Annotated in this window: 3 protein-coding genes and 1 pseudogene; 2 read left to right on the top strand and 2 right to left on the bottom strand. The window is 64.7% G+C overall.

Going from position 1 to position 2,271, the window contains the following annotated elements:
- A pseudogene (locus VL598_RS10010) lies at nucleotides 1-253 on the bottom strand (DNA alkylation response protein); the annotation flags it as partial.
- Between the two features lie 269 nt (nucleotides 254-522).
- Nucleotides 523-1,467: a LysR family transcriptional regulator gene (locus VL598_RS10005; protein ID WP_325326557.1), complete on the bottom strand. Its 945-nt coding sequence runs from the start codon at nucleotides 1,465-1,467 to the stop codon at nucleotides 523-525.
- Between the two features lie 112 nt (nucleotides 1,468-1,579).
- Here VL598_RS10005 and VL598_RS10000 point away from each other — a divergent pair, with 112 nt between their 5' ends.
- Nucleotides 1,580-2,002, top strand: coding sequence for a CidA/LrgA family protein (locus VL598_RS10000; RefSeq protein WP_325326556.1), 423 nt, complete (start codon nucleotides 1,580-1,582; stop codon nucleotides 2,000-2,002).
- Nucleotides 2,003-2,032: 30 nt separating this feature from the next.
- On the top strand, nucleotides 2,033-2,271 hold a 239-nt coding region (locus tag VL598_RS09995; protein ID WP_325326555.1), incomplete at its 3' end, for an LrgB family protein.

Raw genomic sequence — 2,271 nt, 5'->3', positions numbered from 1 at the left:
CATCGATGCGCTCGCCGCGCGGGCTGTAGGTGAAAAGCTCCGGAGCGTGACGGTTGGCCTGCGCGGCGAGTGCGAGGACATCCGGCGTGCTGAGCTGCGCGCCGTCGCCCGTCAGGGCCTCGGCATGCCAGCCGGCGCCTTCGCGTTCGACCGCGGCGACGAGCGCCGCGTCGGTCGCGTAGAGGTTGTAATGCTCGAGCGGCGGCGTCTGATTGGTGACTTCCTGTGTGGCCGGCGGGGCGTGCGGTTTCATGGCGATGTCTCCGTTGCGTCTTTGCTTGGACCACGCTCTGTGCCCGACATTGCACCTGAAGGCTGCGGCTGTTGTGGCAGATTAAGGTGACGGGCTCGGGCGCTCTTGCATGATACGGTTCGGCACGCTACGTTCGTTTAGAGGGATCGCTCTCGCTCTGGCCCCGTTGCCCATTTTCCATTGCCCATTGCCGACCAATGGCCGCGACGCGCATGGGGCGTTCGATGCCTCTCAACGCGGGCCGGATTGCGCACGCCCCGGCGTTCTCGTTACGGTCCCGCAGTTTCGTCCGCTGCGCGCCCCGAGCGCGTATAGACGAAATCGTCGCCGCCACGGCCGGGCAGCGTTGCACGCGCGACGTCGAGCCACGCGCGCGCCGCATGCGAGAGATAGCCGTTGCGCCGCCAGCCGACCGCCATCTCCCACGGCATTTCCGGTTCGCACACGGGACGGCAAGTGAACTGCGCGGCGTCGAGCCGGTGGCAGTAGAGCGCGGGCAGCAATGCGATGCCGAGTCCCGCATGGACGAGCGCCGCCATGAAGTCCCAATGGGCGCTGCGCGCGACAATGGTCGGCGCGAAGCCGGCGGAGCGGCAGGCGAGCGTAACGAGGTCGTTGAGCGCAAGGCTCTCGCCATAGAAGACGAAGTGTTCGGCGGCCAGATCGGCGAGGCGCACTTGCGCTGCGTCGTCCCAGCGCGAGCCGCGGCGGGCAACGAGCCAAAGCGGATGGCGCGCGATCGGCAGGATGTCGAACGACTCGGCATCGACGGGCAAAATTAGCCCCCCGAGTTCGATTTCGCCGGCCATCAACGCCGCTTCGATGCCGCGCGCACCTTGCTCGAACAGCTTGAGCTCGATCTTCGGATAGCGCCGTTTGAACTCGGCGATGGCTGGCGTGAAAAGCGAGCCGCCCAGAGGCGGCGTGCCGATTGTCAGCTCGCCGCGCCCGAGTGTGCCGATGTCGTCGAGCTCCGCTTGTAGCCGCGCGTGCGCGGCGAGCACCTCCTGGCCGCGCTGATAAACAACCCGGCCCTCGTCGGTCAACATCATCTGGCGCCCCTCGCGCAAAAGCAGCGGCGCACCGATTTCCTCCTCCAGCGCCTTCATCATCTTGCTGATCGTCGGCTGAGTGACAAAAAGCCGCTCCGCGGCCGCCGTGAAGCTCTGCTGTCGCACGACCTCAACGAAATAACGCAACGCGCGCAGTTCCATGCGTGACTTCTCCTTGATTCCAATTTGGAATGCATTTGATGATTTTAAGTCATTATATTTATGGAAGATGTCTGTATACAATTCGGTCTAAGAGTCAATAGGGAGTTGTGCGATGTCCGCGACAAAACGGATGCAGGGCGTGCTGCGTACCGCCCTGCAAACGGGGCTGCTTTGCGCGCTTTGGCTGGTGGCGGACTACGCCTCGCGTCATTTTCGGCTGCCGTTCCCCGGCAGCGTGCTCGGTCTCGCCGTGCTGCTTGTCCTGCTGCTCTCGGGGCGCATCGCGCCGCGCTGGGTCAAGGCGGGCGCGGACTGGCTGTTGTCGGACATGCTGCTGTTCTTTATTCCGGCGACCGTTGCAGCCGTGCAGTACAGCGGACTTTTCAAGTCCGACGGCTGGCGCCTTGCGCTCGTCGTCGTTGCTGGCACGCTGACGGTCATGGTTGCCGTCGCTTTCACCGTCGATCACGCGGCGCGGCTCGAGCGTCGGCTCGCCATGCGCCGCGTACGCGTGTCGCAGCCCTCTTCGCACTGAAGCCCCGAGCAGCCTTTCCTGAGGTAGCCCATGAACGCCTGGGACCACGCGTCGCCGCTCATCACCGCCGATCCCCGAGCGGCGGCGGCGGCTTGCTTCGTGCTGACGATCCTTTTATACGTGGCCTGTAAGCGGGTTTATGCCCGCTTCAGGAAGCCATGGCTGATGCCGCTCATCGTCGTGCCGGCACTGCTCGTGGCGCTCGTCCTTATCGCGCACATTCCGTACACCATCTACTTCGCCGACACCCGTTGGCTCATGTGGCTGCT

It is taken from the genome of Trinickia sp. (assembly GCF_035492435.1).
Taxonomy (GTDB): domain Bacteria; phylum Pseudomonadota; class Gammaproteobacteria; order Burkholderiales; family Burkholderiaceae; genus Trinickia.
The sequence above is the reverse complement of the archived record's forward strand: the minus strand, read 5'-3'. Positions and strand labels throughout refer to the sequence as shown.

What these genes read in the sequence shown, in the direction of transcription:
- VL598_RS10005 (WP_325326557.1), bottom strand. Translation starts at nt 1,467, where the DNA reads ATGGAACTGCGCGCGTTGCGTTATTTCGTTGAGGTCGTGCGACAGCAG.
- VL598_RS10000 (WP_325326556.1), top strand. Translation starts at nt 1,580, where the DNA reads ATGTCCGCGACAAAACGGATGCAGGGCGTGCTGCGTACCGCCCTGCAA.